This window comes from Pseudomonas guariconensis, assembly GCF_040822035.1.
GTDB lineage: Bacteria > Pseudomonadota > Gammaproteobacteria > Pseudomonadales > Pseudomonadaceae > Aquipseudomonas > Aquipseudomonas guariconensis.
On sequence record NZ_CP162012.1, the window covers coordinates 2,954,617 to 2,972,184 of the forward strand.

The following is a 17,568-nucleotide window of genomic DNA, read 5'->3' on the forward strand; positions in this document are numbered from 1 at the left end:
TGCTGCCTTGGCGCCTGAACTCGCAGATCTGTAGGGCGTCTACCAGTTGACCTATGAGAAAAGTTGCCTCAAGCCCCTTCCCCAGAGCGTGCGCTCATCCCCTCCTCGTTCAAGTACGTGCGCAGGTGTTCGATGAACACCGCGATCTTGCGCGTCGCCCGCCGGGTACTCGGGTACACCGCCTGCAACTGCGCGCCCAGGGCTTTGCGATCGAACGCATAGTCGCCGAGAAACGCCTGCAGCCGCCCCGCGTGCAAATACGGCAGCACGCTCCAGTACGGGCAGGCAATCACCCCTTGCCCGGCCAGGCAGGCCTCGAGCAACAGCTCCAGGTTGTCGCTGCCCAGCCGCCCTTTGCGCTTGATGGCATGGCGCTCGCCATCCTTTTCCAGCACCCAGGAATCGCCCAATGCCGGGTGCCGATAGACCAGGCACTCGTGCGCGGCCAACTGCATCGGGTGCATTGGCGTGCCGTGACGGCGCAGGTACTCAGGGCTTGCGCACAGCACCACTCGGCTCTCGCCGATGGGCTGGGCGATCAGACCCGGCAGATCACTCTGGCCCAGGCGCAAGGCCATGTCGTAGTGGCCGTCGAGCAGGTCGATGTACTGGTCGCTCAGGTCCACCTGCAAGGACATCTGCGGATGCGCCTGCAAAAAGCGCGCGCAGGCGGCGTTGAGAAACGGCCGGCCAAACGACAGCGGCCCGGTGACGCGTAGCGTGCCTTTGAGGCTGTGCTGCAACTGGGCGATTTCCTCTTCGGTTTCGCGCATGCGCTCGAGGATGTCCCGGGCGTTTTCCAGGTACAAAAGGCCGGCCTCGGTCAACGCCATGCTGCGCGTGGTGCGCTCGAACAACCGCGCTCCGACCTCTGCCTCCAGGCGGCGGATCGACTTGGCCACCGCCGAGGGTGTCATGTCCCGCTGCTCGGCGGCCCGGCTGAAACTGCCGTACTCGGCACTGGCGACGAACAGTTGCAGGCTGAGGAACTTGTCCATGATCTAGTCCAGAAATTCCCAAGTGTTATGCCAGGCGATAACTAACTCGCCACAGCGAAGGCCTTTAACCTGTGCCGCAAGCCACAGGTGACGGGAAAGACTGCCACAGCGCACCGCGCCCGCAAAGCCACCCTGGCTCCGGCACTTTGAACTCCTGGGCCGCAAAGCCCGGGCACTGCCCCACCGACAACAACAAGAACAAAGGACACCCTCGATGCATCGCACCCTCTCGCCCGCCCGGGCGCTGCTTTTCTGTGGGCTCGCCGCCAGCCAGCACGGTTGGGCCGGCCAGCGTTTCGACCTCGATGGCTTGCAGGGCGAGCTCACCATCGGTGCTGGCGCCGCCAACATCGTGAGCCGCGGCGTGAACTTCGGCGCCGGACGCATGGACCTGCGCGACGCCAGTAACGGCGGCACCCGCGTGGACTGGCAAGAGCTCTACATCAAGCCGGGAGTCACCCTCGGCTATGCGTTGGCGCCGGATGTGGAAGTGCTTGGCGGTGCGTCGGTGATTGGCGCCACCACCCAGGGCGACGGCGATGCCGGTGGCTACACCCGCAGCGCCGATGGCCGCTTCGCCCTCGAAGAGGCCTACGGCGGACTGCGCGTAGGCGACTGGCGCCTGACCGCAGGCCGGCAGAACTTCATGGTCGGCACGGGGTTCATCGTCGCCGACGGCAACCTCGACATGTTCGATGACGGCGCCTACTGGCTCGCCCCGCGCACCGCGTTTCGCGACTCGGCGCTGCTCGGCTATACCCACGACGTGCTCCAGGCCCAGGTCTTCAGCCTGCGCACCGACAATCACCAAGGCGACTTTCGCCTCAACGGCATCAACCTCGATTACCGCCTGGCCGACCGCGTCACCCTCGGTGCCATGGCCATGGCGGTCGACTCCCTGGCCGGCCATGGCGAGAACCTGACTGCCCGCGATGGCATGCAGGTTTTCAATCTGCGTGCCCTGAACGGCCAGCTGCCAAGCCTGGATGCCCTGACCCTGCACGGTGAGTACGCCGCGCAACGCGGCAGCGGCGAAGGCATGCACTACCACGCCGACGCTTGGTACGCCCAGGCCGACTACCGGTTCGCGCACCTGCCGCTTACGCCGATCCTCAGCTATCGCCATGCGCGCTTCTCCGGTGACGACGCCCCCGGCGACCGCACCCAGAAAAGCTGGGACCCGCTGAGCAAGGGCTTCATCGACTGGAGCACCTGGTTGATCGGCGACGTGGTCGGCAACTACTTGCTGTTCAACAGCAACGAGCGGGTCAGCCAGTGGACCCTCAAGACCCACCTGAGCGATACCGTGACGCTGGGCGGCATCCATTACCAGTTCTCGCTGGACGAAAAGCACTTCAACGGCATGCCCGTGGACGATCGCCGCTTCGCCGACGAGAACGTGGTCTTTCTCGACTGGAACCCCACGCCCCACCTGCACACCTCGCTGGCCTACAACTGGGTCAAACCCCAGGGCGCAGCCAAGCAGGCGTTGGGCGACGACACCTTCCGCGCCCTGGAAATGTATTTCACCTACCTCTACTGAGGACCTGCCATGCAGACCGCCGAACTGATCATCACCCACGCCGACATCCGCACCCAGGATCCGCACCTGCCCAGGGCCGAGGCCATCGCCGTGCGCGACGGCCGCATCCTGGCCGTGGGCGACAACGCCACCATCGAACGCCTGGCCGATGCCGCCACCCGGCGCATCCATGCCCAAGGCAAGCTGATGCTGCCGGGGCTGCAGGATACCCACGTGCATTTCCAGCTCAGCAGCGCCGACCTCTACCACAACGCGGCGCTGTACGACGCCACCAGCGTCGAGGACCTGCTGGCGATCATCCGCGACTTCGCCCAGGCCAACCCGGACAAACCCTGGATCCGTGGTGTGGGCTTTTCTTCGGCGCGCTTCACCCCCGAGCAATTGACCAAAGAGCGGCTCGACAGCGTCACCGACGGCCGCCCGGCGCTGATGTTCGCCAGCGACTACCACAACGGTTGGGCCAACAGCGCCGCCTTCGCAGCGGCCGGCGTACGACCCGGCAGTCCGGAGCCGGACAACGGCAGCTACCTGCGCCTGGCCGATGGCACCCCCAAAGGTTGGCTGGTCGAAGACGCCATCTGGGCCATGGGCCGCATTGCCCCAGGCTACAGCGAGGCGGACTACCTCCAAGCCATGGCCCACTACAGCAAGGTATTCAACAGCCGCGGTATCACCGGCGTGCTCGATGCGATGGTCAGCCGCAACTACATGAAGAACTACCAGGCGTGCCTTGAGCGCGGTGACCTCACCCTGCGCGTGCGCGCCACCGCCAAGGTGTTCGCCCACAAACCGCTGGATGAGCAATTGCGCGAGCTGATCGACCTGCGCAACACCTATCAGGGCGAGCGCGTGTCGCTGCATTCGGCCAAGTTCTTCCTTGATGGCGTGCTGGAGAACGGCACCGCCGTGTTGCTCGAACCGCGTTGCGACACGGGCGGCAATGCCGAACTGATGTTCACCCAGGCGCAGATCAACGAGTGCTTCGCCGCCTTCGACCGCGAGCGCTTCCAGTTGCACGTGCACAGCATCGGCGATGGCGCCACCCGTGCGGCCATCGACGGTATCGAACATGCCCGGCGCCAGAATGGCCCGTGGGACGCGCGCCACCAGATCGCCCACCTACAAGTGGTGCATCCGGCGGACATCCCACGCTTTCGCGAACTGGGCATCCTGGCCAACTACCAGACCCTCTGGGCACAACCGAACCCCGACGCCGACCCGCTGGTCGATGCCATGCTTGGCGAGGCCCGTGCGCAATGGACCTACCCGATCGGCGAGTTCATCCGCCAGGGCGTGACCTGCATGGTCAGTAGCGACTGGGGCGTGACCACCTTCGACCCGTTCCAGATCATCCAGTGCGCGGTCACCCGCCAGAACCCTGCTCACGGCCCCGACAGTCCGGCGCACACACCGCAGCACCGGATCAGCATCGACGAGGCGATCCGTGGCTACACCCTCAACGCCGCCCATGCCGCCTGGCGCGATGACAGCACCGGCAGCTTGAGCGTGGGTAAGTACGCCGACCTGATCCTGCTCGACCGCGACCTGTACAGCATCGCGCCCCATGAGATCGGCGCCACCGAGGTCCTGCTCACCCTCCTGGAAGGCCAGGAAGTCCACCGCCACGCAGGCTTCGTCGGCTGACCCGCACCTGCGCCGCCCCCTCCAACAACGACAAGAACCGGAGCTCACCATGGGCCTTGCCACCGAGAAACCTGTGAGCCTTGAGGGCGGCGCGACACTGCGGCGCACCCTGGGCATGAAAGACCTGCTCGCCTACGGGCTGGCCTACATTGCGCCGATGGCGCCTCTGACCACCTTCGGCTTCGTCTGGGAGGCCTCGGGCGGGCTGATCGCCCTGGCCTACCTGCTCGGCGCCCTGTGTATGTATTTCACCGCCCAGAGCTACGCCACCATGTCGGCCGAAGTGCCCTGCTCAGGCTCGGTCTACGGCTTTGCCCGGCACAGCCTGGGCGAGTTGCCGGGGTTCATCGCCGGCTGGCTGATTCTGCTCGATTACCTGCTGATTCCGGCGCTGGTGTTCCTGGTCATGGCGGTCGGCCTGCAAACGCTGGTGCCGGGCCTGGACCGCGCCAGTTGCCTGGTGGGCCTGGTGGTGGTTTCGCTGGCGGTGAACTGGTTCGGCGTATCGGTGACCACCCGCATCAGCCTGGTCTCGGTGGTCGTGCAGTTCGCGGTCATGCTGGGGCTGATCATGCTCGCGGTAAATGCTTTGGCCGACGGCAAAGGCGCCGGTGCGCTGACCTTGGCGCCGCTGTATGACGCCAACCAGCTCGAGTTGGGCAAGGTGTTCGCGGCCACCTCGATTTGCGTGCTGTCGTTCCTGGGCTTCGACGCCATCTCGACCCTTTCGGAGGAGGTCAAGGGTGGCGACCGGCGCCTGGTCGGGCGGGCTATTCTGGCGGTATTGCTGATCTGCGCGGTGCTGTTCGTCCTCAGCACCTGGGTGCTGGGCAACCTGATGCCGGGGTTGCGCATCGCGGATGCCTCCGGTGCGATCTATCAACTGCTGGCCGTGCAGATCAGCCCCTTCAGCGCCGTGGCGGTGGCTTGGCTGATCGCCTTGATGTGTGGGTTCACCAATGTGTTGCCGATGCAGGTGGGTGTGTCCCGGGTGTTGTTCGCCATGGGCCGCGATCGCCAGTTGCCGGGGTTGTTCGCCCGTCTGCACCGGCGCCATGGCACGCCTCACGTGGCGCTGCTGTTGTCGACCGCACTGTCGCTGGTGATCGCCATCGTGATGTGCGAGCGGATCGACAGTCTGGCGTCGTTCGTCAACTTCGGTGCGCTCTGTGCATTCGTGCTGCTGCACCTTTCGGTGCTGGTGAAACTGGGCATCCAAGGCCGTAGCCGGCGGTGGTTCGCCCACTGGCTGGTGCCCGTGGTGGGGATCGCCGTTGTACTGACGGTAATAGGTGGGATGAGCGCCGCGACCTTGGCGTTCGGGAGCCTGTGGCTGGCACTGGGCCTGGGCTACGGCCTCTACCTGCGTGGTCAAGGGCGCATGGCGCTACAGGTGTGACAGACAGGCGCGGCCAATGGAACTCCTGAGCACCGCCACCGCTCTTAACAACATGCAGTAAATCCCTTGGGCTTCACCTGGAGGTCTTGCCATGCGCCGTCTACTGCTCGTTCCTTCGTTCTTGCTCCTGCTCCCGGCAGGGGCTGCCCTGGCTGGTGTGGATGCGGGCGATGTCGCCACATCTGCGGGGGTCTCCGCCTCGCTGTACTCGACCTTCAAGGACGACAAACGGATCATCCCGGCCCGCGATGAGCTGTCGGCCTTCGTGGCCAGCGGCGGCGTCATTCGCGGTGCCTATGTGGAATCGGCGCTGGAGCAGGCCCGCAAGGACAACCCTGGGTTGCAGGCCAGTGACGAGGAACTGGCCAATGCGCTGCTTTCCCAGGATGATCCCTTGACTGATAACTGACGTCGACCTGCGTTCACTCGACGCTGCGTCAAACCAAGGGCCGCATTCCTGCGGCCCTTTTCGTTGAAGATGCGCAACACAACAATCCCGTTATTCAAGACCTCCATGCGATTCCCCCTACAGATCCGCTCTTTTCGTTTTCGTAAATTCTGCCCCTGAAAGCCTCCTGACGCTGTTAGAAACTCGCAAATACTGCATTTCCAATCCATTGCGTTTGGCGGCCTCGTAACATCTATCGAAAAGATGGAAGTTGCTTTCAACCGCTTCGCCTTGGTGTTGGTTATTTCCTCTTTGTCACTTTTCCTCCAGTGCACCTAAAACTGTCCATTGCTTGCGAACGGGCAATGGCCGGGCGAATAAACAGCTCCATCGCGAAGTTACATTTCAGGCCTTCAGGGAATGATAACTTCATTGAAAAAGCACACGTTTTACGGCGGGCCGCCCTTCGCGACCCGGACCGTTGCCTGGCTCAACATCGGCGTCCAGGCGGTCCTTCCGTTGACCCTGGCATTGGCCACGCCTTCAGCCAGCGCCGCCCCCACCACTGAACCGGCCAAGCGATCACCCGCGCCTTCCCGTCTTCATACCTTCGCCATGGGTGACACCCTGGCCTCGATCGCCACCCAATACGCCACCACCATCGCCACCCTGCGCAGCCTCAACCCCGGCCGCGACCTCGACACCCTCAAGCCCGGCGATCGCTTGGTCGTACCCTCGGCCGCCGCGCACCCGCTGCCGAAGCTGAACTCGCCCGACCCGCAGGCCTCCACCGACGCCCAGGACGAACAGGCCCGCGAGCTCGCCGCCATGGCCAGCGGCACCGGCAACTTCCTCAGCAACAACCCTGACAGCGACGCCGCTGCCGCCATGGCGCGCGGTCTGGCCACCCGCGAGGCCAGCAGCCAGGCTCAGCAGTGGCTCAGCCGCTTCGGCACCGCCCGGGTGCAGATCGATGTGGACGACAAGTTCTCGCTGAAAAACTCCCAGGTCGAACTGCTCGCCCCGCTGCACGACACCCCCGAGCAGTTGCTGTTCACCCAAGGCAGCGTCCACCGCAAGGACGACCGCCAGCAGACCACCCTGGGCCTGGGCGTGCGCCGTTTCAACGACGGCTACATGCTCGGCGCCAATAGCTTTTTGGACTACGACCTGTCCCGCCAACACGCCCGTCTGGGCCTGGGGGTCGAGTACTGGCGCGACTTTCTCAAAGTCAACGCCAACAGCTACACCCGTCTGACCGGCTGGAAGGATTCGCCCGACGTCGAGGACTACCAGGAACGCCCGGCCAACGGCTGGGACCTGCGCACCGAGGCCTGGCTGCCGTCGATGCCGCAGCTCGGCGGCAAGCTCAGCTACGAGCAGTATTACGGCGATGAAGTCGGCCTGTTCGGCAAGGACAACCGCAAGAAAGACCCCAGCGCCGTCACCGTCGGTCTCACCTACACGCCCATCCCTTTGCTGACCCTCAGCGCCGACCAACGCAAGGGCAACGGCGGCAACGAGACCACCGTCGGTGCCGAGTTCAGCTACCAGATCGGCGAGCCCTGGGCCAAGCAGGTCGACCCCGCCGGCGTCGGCGCCCTGCGCACCCTGGCTGGCAGCCGTTACGACCTGGTCGAACGCAACAACCACATCGTCCTCGAGTACCGCAAGAAGCAGGTCATCCAAATGGCCGCCGCCGCCCACGTCAGCGGCCAGGGCGGCGAGACCAAATCCCTGAGCGTGTGGGTCAACAGCAAGTACCCGCTGTCGCACATCGACTGGACAGCCCCGGCGCTGCTGCAGGCCGGCGGCCGGCTCGTGCACGACGGCGGCCCCCACTACAGCGTGCTGCTGCCCGACTACCAAACCCAGCAAACCAACGTCTACACCCTCCATGGCGTGGCCGTGGACAGCAAAGGCAACCGCTCCGGGCGCAGCGAGACCCGCGTGACCGTCAACGCTCCCGCGGTCAGCGCGCGCCACTCGACCTTCACCCCTGCCCATACCGTGCTGCCGGCCGATGGCAAGACTCAGCAAACCCTGACCCTCGCCATCCGCGACGAGCAGCAGCAGCCGGTGGACATCGCCTTGGCGGATATTCAGATCGCTGTCGCCGAGACGCAAACGCGCGCCGGCGGCATCGTGGTTTCGAAGCCTGAGCGTGTTTCGGCGGGCAACTATGAAGTACGGGTGACCGCGGGCAGCGCGCCGCAATCGATTACCTTGACCCCGTCCGTTCAAGGGACTGCGCTGTCGCAAGCGCAGGTCAGCACGGTCAGCTCTGTGCCGGACGACGGCAAATCCGCCTTCGCCGCAGACCGCAGCTCACTCCCGGCGGACGACAAAACCCATGCTGTACTCACCTTCACCGCTCAGGATGCCAATGGCGCACCGGTGGAGGGCATCGCCAAGCATCTGAAGTTCGCGGTGCACAGCGACAAGGGCAGCGCGTCGCCTCCGGATGTGACGGTGAGCCCCATCGTGGAAAGCGCCCAGGGCCGCTACACCGCGACGTTCAAGGGCAAATTGGTCGGCCGTTACACCGTCACCCCCCAGCTGGGCGGTAAGCCCATCGGCCGCCTCAACGCCGAGGTTGAGCTGCAGGCGTTGCGGCCCGTGCCGTCCACTTCGAAATGGGAGGCCAAGCCAGACATCATCCCGGCCAACGGCTCCGATCCCTCGACACTGACCTTCGTGGCCAAGGACATCAACGGTAATCCCGTCACCGGCCTGGGCAACCGGCTGGCAGTGAATGCCACCAATAGCAGCGGCCTGCCACCGGCACCTGACGAGCTCACCCTCGAGCCGATCCAGGAGAGCGGCAATACCGGCATCTACGTCACCACAGTGCGCGGCCTGCAAGCAGACACTTACACCTTTGTCCCGACCATCGGGCGCCAGCCGGTCAATGGCTTGAGTGCCACCGTGCAACTGAAGGCCTTGCCGCCTGCACTGGGCCGCTCGACGTTCGAGGCCGCACCGCCCAGGATCCCGGCAAGTGGCACCGACCCATCGACGCTGACTTTCACCGCCAGGGACGCAAACGACAAGCCCGTGGGAGGTCTCGCCGATCAGCTGAAGTTCGAACTGGCCAACGGCCCGGCCCCGGGCATTACGCTCGGCGACATTTCAGAAGCCAAGACCGGTGAGTACCGTGCAACGCTCCAGGGCACTATCCCAGGCCACTACACCTTCATACCGCACTACAACGGCACCCCGTTCGGCACGCTGAAAGCCGACGTCGAGCTGCTGCCTCTGCCGCCAGCTGCAAGCCACTCGAAGTTTCAGATCAAGCCGGACACGATCAAGGCCAATTTGAAGGAGTTCTCCACCCTGAACTTCACCGCCAAGGACATCAACGACAAGCCGGTGAGTGGGTTGGCCGATGCACTGACATTCATCGTCCGGGACGCCAGCAACCAACCACTGCCACCTGAGGGCTTCAAGTTGGACCCTGTGCAGGAAACCGTGGAGGGCAACTACCGCACCACGCTCAAAACGAAGATACCGGGCGACCTGACCATCACCCCTCGCGTTGAAAACGACTCGATGGATAGCCTGACAGCGGAGTTGACCGTATTGACGTTGCTGCCATCAGAGGCGCACTCCACGATCACGCTGTCGAACTCCAAAATATTCGCCGATGACGTGCACCAAGCCGCCATTACATTTGACGTGCGCAACGAGCTCGATCAATCGATAGCCGACCTGCTCGATCGGGTCTCGTTCCTCGTGACGGACAGCGCTGGAAAGCCCACGTCCGATGTCACGCTAAGCGCAGTCACATCAACGGCCAAGGGCTATCAGGTGCAACTGCAAGGGCCGAAGGTAGGCCGTTATGAAGTTGTCCCACGCCTGGATGGCATCAACATGAACTCATTGAAGCGCCCCATCGAGCTGATGAGTACCGAGATCGTGGCGCTGAATGCCGGCCGGCCCCGGCATCGATTTCCTGTAAGTACCGGGTTCCCGACCACCGCTCATTTGGAAGCCAGTTTTGTGGTGGAATTGGCAAACGGCGCCGACCCAGTGGATTACACATGGACTTCAACGGCAAGTTGGCTAACGCCCTCAAGCAATGGATACTTCGAGTTCACTGCGCAACCCAGTGATACCGACTCGGGCACGATAACGATTACCGGCGCTCGCAAGGGCAGCGCAGTGACACACCGTTATACCTTCAAGGTAAGTAACTGGTTCCATATGGCGCACGACTATATGGAACCTTGGAAGGACGCGATGAAAATCTGTAGTTCCCTGGGACTTGTACAAGTATCAAAAGCCGAAGCGACAAAAGGCGATAATGTTCGCGCCCTGGGCACCCCGACCTCAGAATGGGGCTATATGCAAATCAACTGGCTAACATATGAGGTCTGGCTACCTGATGCAGCGGGGCCAGGCATGCGTTGGATGCTGACGCCACAATATGCCGGGTTTCCAGTCGGGGGGACCCAGACGCGGCCTGATCATTGGTTCCGAGGCACCATCTGTCGCCAGCCAATAAAGTAATCGCGCCGTGGTGAGCGCCGCTTTCTGTTAGCCCATTCCCTCGCTTACAGCGTCACCGCCCACTGTAAGCGAGGGCCCGCGCCCATACCGCCACGCCTTCAGCGCATGGCGTGATGCCCCCAACGCACGCCCACAATGCATTTGCCCCCGCGGCGAACCCATGGCATAGATGCAGGTCCACCTTACGATGTGCCTACCTCGAGCCTTCAGGAGACTTCGCCCATGAGCAAACCCTACGTCCCGCCCAAGGTCTGGACCCACGAGGCGCCGTCCGGCGGTCAGTTCGCCAACATCAACCGGCCTGTCGCCGGCCCCACCCACGAGCGGGCGCTGCCGGTGGGCAAGCACCCGCTGCAGTTGTACTCACTGGCCACGCCCAACGGGGTCAAGGTGACCATCTTGCTGGAGGAGCTGTTGGCTCTCGGCCATGCCGGCGCCGAGTACGACGCCTGGCTGATCCGCATCGGCGAAGGCGACCAGTTTTCCAGCGGGTTCGTGCAGGTCAACCCCAACTCGAAGATCCCCGCCCTGCTCGATCGCAGCGTCGAGCCGCCCGTGCGGGTGTTCGAGTCCGGTTCGATCTTGTTGTACCTGGCCGAGAAGTTCGACGCTTTCCTGCCCAAGGCCCCAGCTGCCCGGACCGAGTGCCTGAACTGGCTGTTCTGGCAGATGGGCTCGGCGCCTTACCTGGGCGGTGGTTTTGGTCACTTCTATGTCTATGCACCCGAGAAGTTCGAGTACGCCATCAATCGCTTCACCATGGAGGCCAAGCGCCAACTGGATGTGCTCGACCGACGTCTGGCCGAAAGCGACTACCTCGGCGGCGAGCAATACAGCATTGCCGACATCGCCGTATGGCCCTGGTATGGCCAGTTGGTGCGCGGCAACCTGTATGGCGCGGCAGAGTTTCTTGCTGTGCATGAATACCCCCATGTGCAGCGCTGGGCCGAGGCCATCGCCCAACGGCCGGCCGTGCAGCGAGGAACCCGGGTGAACCGGACCTGGGGGGATGAGCAAAGCCAGGTGCCGGAGCGGCATTCGGCGGCAGACTTGGTGTGAAATGCCTGGGCTGCCTTGCAGCCCATCGCAGGCTTGCCAGCTTCCACCGAGCAAGCGCCTACGGAACCTGTAGACGCTGACGAAGCCTGCGGATGGGGCGCGTAGTGGCCTTCGCAAACCAGAAAAAACGCCATTCGAGGCGGTCTGAGCCTCGACCTCGACACATGCACTGACGCACGCATGCAGCGCACGAGACTGCCGCCGTGCAAATGACCATTGCCACGCTGCATGCCTGCGCCGGGTAAGGGCTTCTTGCTACACTCGCGCCACGAGTTTCCACCTGCATAACTGGTGACAGCATGATCGAGGTAACTGAGGTTTCCATTGCCGAGCTGCGCGACGCGCTCGAGTCCGGCCGCACGACGGCGGTTGAGCTGGTCAAGGCCTACCTGGCCCGCATCGACGCCTATGACGGAGCCGACACCGCCACTGCCCTGAACGCTGTGGTGGTACGCAATCCTGAAGCGCTCAAGGAGGCCGAGGCCTCCGACGCTCGCCGAGCCAAGGGCCAGACGTTGAGCCCGCTCGATGGCATCCCTTACACCGCCAAGGACAGCTACCTGGTCAAAGGCCTGACCGCCGCTTCCGGCAGCCCGGCTTTCAAGGACCTGGTGGCCCAGCGCGACGCCTTCACCATCGAGCGCCTGCGCGCCGCCGGTGCCATCTGCCTGGGCAAGACCAACATGCCACCGATGGCCAACGGCGGCATGCAGCGTGGCGTCTATGGCCGCGCCGAAAGCCCGTACAACGCCGCCTACCTGACCGCGCCGTTCGCCTCCGGCTCGTCCAACGGTGCCGGGACCGCCACCGCTGCCAGCTATTCGGCTTTCGGCCTGGCAGAAGAAACCTGGTCCAGCGGCCGTGGCCCTGCCTCGAACAACGGTCTGTGCGCCTATACCCCCTCGCGCGGGGTCATCTCGGTGCGCGGCAACTGGCCGCTGACGCCGACCATGGACGTCGTGGTGCCCTACGCCCGCACCATGGCCGATCTGCTGGAAATCCTCGATGTCGTCGTTGCCGATGACGCCGACAAGCGTGGCGACCTGTGGCGTCTACAGCCATGGGTGCCGATCCCGGCTGCGTCCTCGGTACGCCCGGCTTCCTACCTGGATCTGGCCGTCGACGCCAGCGCCCTCAAGGGCAAGCGTTTTGGCGTGCCGAAGATGTACATCAATGCCGACCCTGACGCCGGCACCTCGGAAAAACCTGGCATCGGTGGCCCGACCGGCCAACGCATCAATACCCGCGCCAGCGTCATCGACCTGTGGAAGCAGGCGCGTCAAGCCCTGGAAGCGGCCGGTGCCGAAGTGATCGAAGTGGACTTCCCGCTGGTGTCCAACTGCGAAGGCGACCGCCCGGGCGCTCCGACGGTGTACAACCGCGGCATCGTCTCCAAGGAATTCCTGCACGATGAACTGTGGGAACTGTCCGGCTGGGCCTTCGATGACTTCCTGCGCGCCAACAATGATCCGAAGCTCAACCGCCTGGCCGACGTCGACGGCCCGCAGATCTTCCCCCACGACCCGGGCACCCTGCCCAACCGTGAGGACGACCTGGCGGCCGGCATGGATGAGTACGTCAACATGGCCAAGCGCGGTCTGAAGACCTGGGATCAGATCGAGACCCTGCCGGACGGCCTGCGTGGGCTGGAAAAGACCCGCAAGATGGACCTGGAAGACTGGATGGACAACCTGGGCCTGGACGCGGTGCTGTTCCCGACCGTGGCCGACGTGGGCCCGGCCGATGCCGACGTCAACCCAGTATCGGCAGATATCGCCTGGAGCAACGGCGTCTGGGTCGCCAACGGCAACCTGGCCATCCGTCACCTGGGTGTGCCCACTGTCACCGTACCCATGGGCGTGATGGCCGACATCGGTATGCCGGTCGGTCTGACCTTCGCAGGCCGTGCCTACAGCGACAATGCACTGCTGAGCTTCGGTGCCGCCTTCGAGGCCACCGGCTCGCGTCGCATGATTCCGCCGCGCACCCCGCCACTGGGCTGATCCAACGCCTGGCTGGAAACAGGTTTATCCGCAAGCACTGAATCGGTTGCTTCGCGGATAAACCCGCTCCCACTACGATCATCGCCAACGCGCAAACGGGCACAGCCCGATACACCTGAAAAAACGCCCTTGCCCCGCGATTGCGTCTGCCGGAACAATGAAGCATCCCTTTGGAGAGCCCACATGTCCCTGCACATCCAGACGCCCCTGATCGAATCCCGTCCTCTCTCGCTGATCGCCGGCCGCTCGGTCTGGCTCAAGCTCGAAGCCCTGCAGCCGTGCGGCTCATTCAAGCTGCGTGGCGTTGGCCATGCCTGCCAGGTCCATCATGCCCGCGGTGCGCGCCACTTCGTCTCGTCCTCCGGTGGCAACGCGGGGTTGGCTGTGGCCTATGCCGGGCGCAAGCTCGGCGTGCCGGTGACCGTGGTGGTGCCAGAAACCACCACCGAACGCGCCAAGGCGCTGCTGCGCCTGGAAGACGCCAAGGTCGTGGTGCACGGCAGCTCCTGGCAGGAGGCCAACGAACTGGCGCAGACATTGGTCGGGCCAGACGATGCCTTCATCCACCCGTTCGACGATCCACTGTTGTGGGCCGGTCATGCCAGCATGATCGACGAAGTCGCCCGCGCCGGCATGAAGCCCGATGCCGTGGTGCTCTCGGTGGGTGGCGGCGGCCTGCTAAGTGGCGTGGTCGAAGGACTCGAACGCAACGGTTGGCACGACGTGCCGGTGCTGGCGGTGGAAACCGACGGTGCGGCCTCGTTGCATGCAGCCCTTGAAGCCGGACAGACCGTGGAACTGCCACGCATCACTTCGGTGGCCACCTCCCTGGGCGCCAAGCGCGTCGCAGAACAGGCGCTGGCCTGTGCACAGCGTCACCCAGTCGAAAGTTGCCTGGTCAGCGACCGCGCCGCGCTGCAGGCCTGCGAGCGTTTTTTACTGGATCACCGCGTACTGGTCGAGCCGGCCTGCGGCGCGGCACTGGCCTTGGCCTACCAACCCGAGGCCCTGGCGGCGTACCGCAATGTCCTGGTGATCGTCTGCGGCGGGGCCACCGCCACGCTGGAGCAGATCCAGGCGTGGCTGGCGGCCCAGGGCTGAACGGCGCTCAGCGATCGCTGCGCCGCGGGGTACCGCCATGGCTGTGCTGGCCACCGACCCGGGCCTTTTCTGCCCGGTCGGTCTTCACATCCTGGTTGGTGCCGCCCTTGCGGCCGGCATCGTGGACTTTCTGTGGGTCGTCGGCAAAACCGTGGGAGCTTTCGTGATGCTTGGTCATGGGGTTCTCCTCATGGATCAGTTCTGAAGGTTCGAGCCCCACGGCACATGCCCTGCTCCCTCCTTCCGACAGATGGCGGCGCAAACCCTGTGACCGCAACGGTCACATTTATCTGCTCAACTGGGTCTGCCACGAGGCTGCAGATACCCTGATGAGGCTCCTCTGACCGAAGCGACCGATGCCTTGATGGCAAAGGGACAACAAATACACGTGCAACTCGGACGAAATGCGCCTTCGACCCTTTCGATCCGGGGCAAGTGAAGGCACAATGCGTGTCCTTTTTTTGGCCGGCCTGGCCGGGGGCCTTTAAATGATCAAGACGCCGTACTACCTCATCGATAAACAAAAGCTGCTGGGCAACATGGAAAAGATTGCCTACGTGCGCGAACACTCCGGGGCCAAGGCCCTGCTGGCACTCAAGTGCTTCGCCACCTGGTCGGTGTTCGACCTGATGCAGCAGTACATGGATGGCACCACTTCTTCGTCGCTCTACGAACTCAAGCTCGGTCGCCAGAAGTTTGCCGGCGAAACCCACGCCTACAGCGTGGCCTGGGCCGACGACGAGATCGAGGAGATGCTCGAGAACTGCGACAAGATCATCTTCAACTCCATCGGCCAGCTGCAACGCTATGCCGAACAGTCCCAGGGCAAGGTGCGCGGTCTGCGCGTCAACCCGCAGGTGAGCAGCTCCGACTACCTGCTGGCCGACCCGGCACGCCCGTTCAGCCGTCTGGGCGAATGGGACCCTGAGAAGATCGAGAAGGTGATCGAACAGATCTCCGGCTTCATGTTCCACAACAACTGCGAGAACGGCGATTTCGGCCTCTTCGACAAGATGCTCTCGCACATCGAGGAGCGCTTCGGTCACCTGCTGCACAAGGTCCAGTGGGTCAGCCTCGGTGGCGGGATCCACTTCACCGGCGAAGACTATGCCCTGGACGCATTCTGCGCGCGCCTGAAGGCCTTCTCCGAGAAGTACGGCGTGCAGGTCTACCTGGAGCCCGGCGAAGCAGCCATCACCCAGAGCGCCTCGCTGGAAGTCACCGTTCTCGACACCCTGTACAACGGCAAGCACCTGGCCGTGGTCGACAGCTCCATCGAAGCGCACATGCTCGACCTGTTGATCTATCGCCTCAACGCCAAGATGGCCCCCAACAACGGCGAGCACACCTACATGGTCTGCGGCAAGTCGTGCCTGGCCGGCGATATCTTCGGCGAGTATCAGTTCGACAAGCCTCTGGCTATCGGTGACCGCCTGTCGTTCGTCGATGCCGCCGGTTACACCATGGTCAAGAAAAACTGGTTCAACGGTCTGAAAATGCCGGCCATCGTGGTCAAGCAGCTCGACGGCAGCGTCGAGGTGGTGCGCGAGTTCGGTTTCGAAGACTACGTTTCCAGCCTGTCCTGAGGCAGGCCCTTTCAGTAAGGAGCAAAAGGTAAATTGAAGAAGAACGTTCTTATCATTGGTGCAGGAGGTGTCGCCAAGGTGGTGGCCCACAAGTGCGCACAGCATAACGACGAGCTCGGTCGTATTGCGATTGCGTCACGGAACATCTCCAAATGCCAGGCCATCATCGACAGCGTCAAGGCCAAGGGTAGCCTCAAGGTACCCGCCGACATCCAGGCCTTCTCGCTCAATGCCCTCGATGTCGAGGCAACCAAGGCGCTGATCCGCGAGACCGAATCGCAGATCGTGATCAACGTCGGGTCCGCCTTCCTCAACATGTCGGTGCTGCGTGCCTGCATCGATACCGGCGCCGCCTACCTGGACACCGCGATCCACGAAGAGCCGGGCAAGATCTGCGAAACGCCGCCTTGGTACGGCAACTACGAGTGGAAACACCTCGAAGAGTGCCAAGCAAAGAACATCACCGCCATTCTCGGCGTCGGCTTCGACCCGGGTGTGGTGAACAGCTACGCCAAACTTGCGCAGCAACAGTATTTCGACCGCATTGACTCGATCGACATTCTCGACGTCAATGCCGGCTCCCATGGCAAGTACTTCGCCACCAACTTCGACCCGGAAATCAACTTCCGCGAATTCACAGGTCAAGTCTGGAGCTGGCAGAACAGCCAATGGACCAGCAACAAAATGTTCGAGGTCAAGCGCACCGACGACCTGCCGGTGGTGGGCTCGCAGAACCTCTACCTGACCGGCCACGATGAAGTCCACTCGCTGTCGAAGAACCTCGACGTGCCGAACATCCGCTTCTGGATGAGCTTCGGCGAGCATTACATCAATGTGTTCACCGTCCTGAAGAACCTGGGCCTGCTCTCCGAGCAGCCGGTCAAGACCGCCGAAGGCCTGGAAGTGGTGCCACTCAAAGTGGTCAAGGCCGTGCTGCCTGACCCGTCCTCGCTGGCTCCGGGCTACACCGGCAAGACCTGCATCGGTGACCTGGTCAAGGGCACCAAGGATGGTCAGCCGCGTGAAGTGTTCATCTACAACGTGGCCGACCACGAAGAGGCGTTCGCCGAGACCGACAGTCAGGGTATTTCCTATACCGCTGGTGTGCCGCCAGTGGCCGCGGCCCTGCTGGTCGCCCGTGGCGAATGGGATGCCAAGCGCATGGTCAACGTCGAGGAGCTGCCGGCCGAGCCGTTCCTCAAGGCGCTGGACGTGATGGGCCTGCCGACCCGCATCAAAGACGAAAAAGGCGATCGTCCTTGGGACGCTGAAGCCTAAGCAGCAAACAGAAGGGGCGCCAGATGGCGCCCCTTCTGCGTGTGGCCAGTGCCCACA

The 17,568-nt window shown here is 63.5% G+C and carries 12 protein-coding genes; 10 read left to right on the forward strand and 2 right to left on the reverse strand.

Annotation, left to right across the window (positions count from 1 at the left end):
* Nucleotides 1-68: 68 nt before the first annotated feature.
* Nucleotides 69-998, reverse strand: a complete 930-nt coding sequence (locus AB1N67_RS13405; protein WP_090346387.1) for a LysR family transcriptional regulator — start codon at nucleotides 996-998, stop codon at nucleotides 69-71.
* Nucleotides 999-1,212: 214 nt separating this feature from the next.
* Between AB1N67_RS13405 and AB1N67_RS13410 the strand changes: the two genes are divergently transcribed.
* The 8 genes from AB1N67_RS13410 (at nucleotide 1,213) to AB1N67_RS13445 (ending at nucleotide 14,647) form a co-directional block, all read left to right on the forward strand.
* Entirely contained in the window at nucleotides 1,213-2,541 is a 1,329-nt protein-coding gene (locus tag AB1N67_RS13410) for a hypothetical protein (RefSeq protein ID WP_367863057.1), read from the forward strand.
* 9 nt (nucleotides 2,542-2,550) lie between these two features.
* Nucleotides 2,551-4,185, forward strand: a complete 1,635-nt coding sequence (locus tag AB1N67_RS13415; RefSeq protein ID WP_182815318.1) for an amidohydrolase — start codon at nucleotides 2,551-2,553, stop codon at nucleotides 4,183-4,185.
* A 49-nt stretch (nucleotides 4,186-4,234) separates the two neighbouring features.
* The gene (locus tag AB1N67_RS13420; RefSeq protein WP_090346378.1) at nucleotides 4,235-5,584 is read left to right on the forward strand and encodes an APC family permease; all 1,350 of its coding nucleotides are present in this window, start codon (nucleotides 4,235-4,237) and stop codon (nucleotides 5,582-5,584) included.
* Between the two features lie 91 nt (nucleotides 5,585-5,675).
* Nucleotides 5,676-5,993 carry a DUF2388 domain-containing protein gene (locus AB1N67_RS13425; RefSeq protein ID WP_043215867.1) on the forward strand — a complete coding sequence of 106 codons (318 nt, stop codon included), beginning with the start codon at nucleotides 5,676-5,678 and terminating at the stop codon, nucleotides 5,991-5,993.
* 411 nt (nucleotides 5,994-6,404) lie between these two features.
* Nucleotides 6,405-10,484: an inverse autotransporter beta domain-containing protein gene (locus AB1N67_RS13430; RefSeq protein ID WP_367863058.1), complete on the forward strand. Its 4,080-nt coding sequence runs from the start codon at nucleotides 6,405-6,407 to the stop codon at nucleotides 10,482-10,484.
* Nucleotides 10,485-10,706: 222 nt separating this feature from the next.
* Nucleotides 10,707-11,543: a glutathione-dependent disulfide-bond oxidoreductase gene (gene yghU, locus AB1N67_RS13435; RefSeq protein WP_090344847.1), complete on the forward strand. Its 837-nt coding sequence runs from the start codon at nucleotides 10,707-10,709 to the stop codon at nucleotides 11,541-11,543.
* Nucleotides 11,544-11,842: 299 nt separating this feature from the next.
* Nucleotides 11,843-13,546 (forward strand): amidase, encoded by a 1,704-nt coding sequence (locus tag AB1N67_RS13440; RefSeq protein ID WP_043215839.1) that lies wholly within the window; start codon nucleotides 11,843-11,845, stop codon nucleotides 13,544-13,546.
* A 183-nt stretch (nucleotides 13,547-13,729) separates the two neighbouring features.
* Nucleotides 13,730-14,647: a pyridoxal-phosphate dependent enzyme gene (locus tag AB1N67_RS13445; RefSeq protein WP_090344845.1), complete on the forward strand. Its 918-nt coding sequence runs from the start codon at nucleotides 13,730-13,732 to the stop codon at nucleotides 14,645-14,647.
* A 7-nt stretch (nucleotides 14,648-14,654) separates the two neighbouring features.
* Here the strand turns inward: AB1N67_RS13445 and AB1N67_RS13450 are convergent, their stop codons facing one another.
* Nucleotides 14,655-14,825 (reverse strand): KGG domain-containing protein, encoded by a 171-nt coding sequence (locus AB1N67_RS13450; protein ID WP_070571654.1) that lies wholly within the window; start codon nucleotides 14,823-14,825, stop codon nucleotides 14,655-14,657.
* Between the two features lie 310 nt (nucleotides 14,826-15,135).
* Here AB1N67_RS13450 and nspC point away from each other — a divergent pair, with 310 nt between their 5' ends.
* Together nspC and AB1N67_RS13460 are read left to right on the forward strand one after the other, a co-directional pair.
* The gene (gene nspC / locus AB1N67_RS13455; protein ID WP_043206869.1) at nucleotides 15,136-16,233 is read left to right on the forward strand and encodes a carboxynorspermidine decarboxylase; all 1,098 of its coding nucleotides are present in this window, start codon (nucleotides 15,136-15,138) and stop codon (nucleotides 16,231-16,233) included.
* A 33-nt stretch (nucleotides 16,234-16,266) separates the two neighbouring features.
* A complete protein-coding gene (locus AB1N67_RS13460; RefSeq protein WP_043206871.1) occupies nucleotides 16,267-17,511 on the forward strand; it encodes a saccharopine dehydrogenase family protein in 1,245 nt (414 codons plus the stop codon).
* Nucleotides 17,512-17,568 lie beyond the last annotated feature (57 nt).

Bases quoted from the DNA above. Each gene is read 5' to 3' on its own strand.
- AB1N67_RS13425 (WP_043215867.1), top strand. From the start codon at position 5,676: ATGCGCCGTCTACTGCTCGTTCCTTCGTTCTTGCTCCTGCTCCCGGCA.
- AB1N67_RS13415 (WP_182815318.1), top strand. From the start codon at position 2,551: ATGCAGACCGCCGAACTGATCATCACCCACGCCGACATCCGCACCCAG.
- AB1N67_RS13405 (WP_090346387.1), bottom strand. From the start codon at position 998: ATGGACAAGTTCCTCAGCCTGCAACTGTTCGTCGCCAGTGCCGAGTAC.
- AB1N67_RS13420 (WP_090346378.1), top strand. From the start codon at position 4,235: ATGGGCCTTGCCACCGAGAAACCTGTGAGCCTTGAGGGCGGCGCGACA.
- AB1N67_RS13410 (WP_367863057.1), top strand. From the start codon at position 1,213: ATGCATCGCACCCTCTCGCCCGCCCGGGCGCTGCTTTTCTGTGGGCTC.
- AB1N67_RS13440 (WP_043215839.1), top strand. From the start codon at position 11,843: ATGATCGAGGTAACTGAGGTTTCCATTGCCGAGCTGCGCGACGCGCTC.
- AB1N67_RS13445 (WP_090344845.1), top strand. From the start codon at position 13,730: ATGTCCCTGCACATCCAGACGCCCCTGATCGAATCCCGTCCTCTCTCG.
- yghU (WP_090344847.1), top strand. From the start codon at position 10,707: ATGAGCAAACCCTACGTCCCGCCCAAGGTCTGGACCCACGAGGCGCCG.
- nspC (WP_043206869.1), top strand. From the start codon at position 15,136: ATGATCAAGACGCCGTACTACCTCATCGATAAACAAAAGCTGCTGGGC.
- AB1N67_RS13450 (WP_070571654.1), bottom strand. From the start codon at position 14,825: ATGACCAAGCATCACGAAAGCTCCCACGGTTTTGCCGACGACCCACAG.